This window comes from Paraburkholderia sp. (assembly GCF_034668105.1).
Taxonomy (GTDB): Bacteria; Pseudomonadota; Gammaproteobacteria; order Burkholderiales; family Burkholderiaceae; genus Paraburkholderia.
In genome coordinates, this window is record NZ_JAXDPY010000079.1 from 1 (window position 1) to 3,510 (window position 3,510).

General features: G+C 66.0%; 4 protein-coding genes. 3 read left to right on the plus strand and 1 reads right to left on the minus strand.

The features are described 5' to 3' along the window. Both QOC89_RS04055 and QOC89_RS04060 read left to right on the plus strand, forming a co-directional pair. Window positions 1–821, plus strand: an 821-nt coding sequence (locus QOC89_RS04055) for an SPASM domain-containing protein (protein WP_323043847.1), incomplete at its 5' end; no start/stop codon positions are given. Further along, entirely contained in the window at window positions 818–1,480 is a 663-nt protein-coding gene (locus QOC89_RS04060) for a response regulator (protein WP_179738849.1), read from the plus strand. The genes QOC89_RS04055 and QOC89_RS04060, both read left to right, overlap by 4 nt. Here the strand turns inward: QOC89_RS04060 and QOC89_RS04065 are convergent. Next, the gene (locus QOC89_RS04065; protein WP_323043848.1) at window positions 1,450–2,463 is read right to left on the minus strand and encodes a histidine kinase; all 1,014 of its coding nucleotides are present in this window, start codon (window positions 2,461–2,463) and stop codon (window positions 1,450–1,452) included. The two genes, QOC89_RS04060 and QOC89_RS04065, sit on opposite strands and share 31 nt — an antisense overlap. 181 nt (window positions 2,464–2,644) lie before the next feature. Here QOC89_RS04065 and QOC89_RS04070 point away from each other — a divergent pair. Further along, on the plus strand, window positions 2,645–3,510 hold an 866-nt coding region (locus QOC89_RS04070; RefSeq protein WP_323043849.1), incomplete at its 3' end, for a TonB-dependent receptor plug domain-containing protein.

The window sequence follows — 3,510 nt, forward strand, 5'->3', positions numbered from 1 at the left end:
CGACCCAGGAGCTGAACGATTTCCTGAGCAGCACGCGCACCTTCGATCTGAAACAGCGGGTCGCCGCTTCGATCAAACGGCACGGCTTTCCGATGGTGCTCAACTGCGTGCTGCATCGCTATAACCTGCCGCACGTCGACAAGATCATCGAGATGGCGCTCGCAATGGGTGCCGAATACCTGGAACTTGCCAACACGCAGTACTACGGCTGGGCGCACGCGAACGAGGCGCAGTTGATGCCGACGCGCGAGCAGCTCGAAGAGGCCGAAGCGGTGGTCGCGCGGTATCGCCGCGAGCACGGCGAGCGCTGCAAGATTTTCTTCGTCGTGCCGGACTACTTCGAGCACCGCCCGAAACGTTGCATGAACGGCTGGGGCGCGGTCTTTCTCGGCGTCGCGCCCGACGGCGCCGCGCTGCCCTGTCACGCCGCCCGCGGGCTGCCGGGCCTGACGCTGCCGAACGTGAAAGAGACGCCGTTGCGCGAGATCTGGTACGAGAGCGATGCGTTCAACCGTTTTCGCGGCTTGCACTGGCTCAAGGAACCCTGCCGGAGTTGCGACGAAAAGGAACGCGACCTGGGCGGCTGCCGCTGTCAGGCCTACCTGCTCACGGGCGACCCGGCCAATGCCGATCCCGTTTGCGACAAGTCGCCGTTTCACGAGACCGTGGTGAAGATCGTGCAACGCGCGGCCTCGGCCCCGGCAGCGCCCACCGTGGCGCGTGAGCAGCCCATCCTGTTTCGTAACGACGCCAACTCGCGCAAGCTCGCGACCGCCGCCCGCGAGCCCGACTTCACCGGCGGCAGCGGAGCAAAACCATGACTGCGGGAACCATCTCAGTCCTGCTCGTCGACGACCATGCGGTCGTGCGCGAAGGATACCGGCGTCTGCTCGAACTGAACGCCGACGTGCAGGTGTGCGGCGAGGCGGCCGATGCCACGCAGGCCTATCAGCGCTTTTGCGCATTACGGCCCGACGTGGTCGTGATGGATGTTGCGCTGCCGGGGGCGAGCGGCATCGAAGCCATGCGGCGCATGCTCGCGCGCGAGCCGGACGCGCGCGTGCTGATCTTCAGCGTGCATGAAGAATCGATCTTCGTGCGCCGTGCGCTCGATGCCGGCGCGCTCGGTTACGTGACCAAGGCCAGCGCGCCCGACGTGCTGGTGGAAGCGGTGCGCTCCATCGCGCGGCGCGCGGGCTATCTGAGCCAGGATGTTTCGCAGGCGCTCGCCATGCGCACGGCCTTCAACGAAGGGCCGCCCGGGCGGCAACTGTCGGCGCGCGAATTCGAAGTACTGCGTCTGCTGGTGCAGGGTTATACGCTGCCGAGCATCGCGGAGAAGCTGGGATTGAGTCAGAAGACGGTGGCCAACCATCAATCCGTGATCCGCCAGAAGTTCGGTGCCGACAACGGCGTGCAGCTCGCACAGATGGCCAACCGGCTCGGACTTCAGTTCACGGGTTCGGCCAGCCCGGCGTGAGCGGGCAGCCGCGCGCAAAACAGAAAACCGCCTTGCGGCTCGCTCGCCACGTGGAATTCGCCCCCGAGCGCTTCAACGCGCTCGCGCATGCCGATCAGCCCGAGTCCCGTGCGCGGCCTCGTGAGATCGGTGCCGGGGCCGTCGTCCGCCATCGTCACGACGATTTCGTCGATCGACCCTTGAGCCGCGTCCGCGCGTTGTGTTTCTCGCGGCCCGCGCACCATGAACACTTCCACGCGTGAATCGCGCGCGAACTTCGACACATTGGTCAGCCCTTCCTGCACGAGCCGGTAGAGCGTGATGGTGAGCGCCTCGCTCAGACCGCTGAAATCCCCTTCGATCGCCAAAGAAAACGAAGCCTCGGGCAGCCGCTCGCGCCAGCCGTCGACGCAATGTTCGAGCGCGCTCGGCAAGCCGAACTCGTCGAGGCCGATGGGCCGCAAGCGACGGATCATGCCGCCGATCTCCCGGTAGACGTGGCTCGCGCTCTGAATCAGACCGAGGGCGACACGGTGGATCTCCGGCTCGCGTTCGCCGGACAGATCGCGGATGCGCGCCGCGTCGAGTGCAATGGCGTTCAGATACTGGCCGAGTTCATCGTGGAGCTCGCGCGCCATATGACGGCGTTCGAGTTCCTGCGCCTGCAACGCCTGAGTGGCGAGGCGCCGGTTGTCGGCCAGCAGCCGTTCGGCCTGCTCTTCGAGCATGCGGCGATGGGCCAGCTCGCGGCGCGCGTCGCGAAAGCGCCGCCACGCGAACCACGCAAGGCCGATCGACAGCACGCATAGCGTGCCCGGCAATTCGTCGAGCTGGAAGCGTTCCAGGCCGCGCGTGAGCCGGTAGGCCCGTTCGCTGATATCGAACGCGGCGCCGAGCACCGCCGCCAGCGCGGTTGCGGCGCAGACCCATGCGAGATCGCGCCATAGCGTCGAAGGTGGCGGCAGGCGGCCAGCGGAAGATGAGGGGATCGGATCGCTTGACATGTCGTTTGCATTCTACCCAGCACGCTCGCGCACAGCGGATTTTTGCGCGGCTTTTGGGAACGCTTCCCTGCCAGATCGGGAAAAGCTCCCGCGCGGCTTACAGCCACCTATGCGAAGCTTTACACACACATCAAAGAAGGCGTTATGCGCGCGTGTATATCGAGCCGGCAGGAGACACCAGATGAGCATGCGATCACAAGCACGCCGCCAACGCCGCCTTCAACGGCGCACCGGCATCACGCTCTGTTTTGGCGGCGCCCTCGCGAGCCTGTCCGCGGCGGCATGGGCGCAAGCCGAGCCGCCCGTGACGGCATCGGCGTCCGCGGTGTCTGCGTCATCCGCGGCCTCGGAGACTGCGCCCGCCAACCCGGCCACGGTCACGACGCTCGCGCCGATTGTCGTGGTGGGCACCACGCCGCTGCTGGGCATCGGCACGCCGCTGACGCAGGTGCCGGCCAACGTGCAGACGGTTCACGCAGAGGACATCGCACAGCAACATCGCAGCACGCTCACCGATTACCTGGCGAAGAATCTGCCGAGCGTCGATATCGCCGACGCGCAGGGCAACCCGTATCAGATGAACCTCACCTATCGCGGCTTCACCGCGTCGCCGCTGCTGGGCACGCCGCAGGGTCTGTCCGTGTTCGTCGACGGCGTGCGGGTGAACGAGCCGTTCGGCGATGTGGTGAACTGGGACCTGCTTCCGCAACAGGCAATCGACACGATCCAGCTGATTCCCGGCTCGAATCCGACCTATGGATTAAACACGCTCGGCGGCGCGCTCTCGATCACCACCAGGAACGGCAAGGATAACCCGGGCGGCGAGGCCGAAGTGACGGCCGGGTCGTGGGGCCGCAAGACCGCGCAGATCGAACAAGGTGGCACCATCGGCCATAACCTCGACTACTACTTCACCGCCGACGCCGCGAACGACGACGGCTGGGCCGAGCAGAACTCGAGCCGCGTGAGACAGGCATTCGGCAAACTGCGCTATACCGACGCCGATACGACGCTATCGCTGTCAGCCGGTGGCGCGGACAACGATCT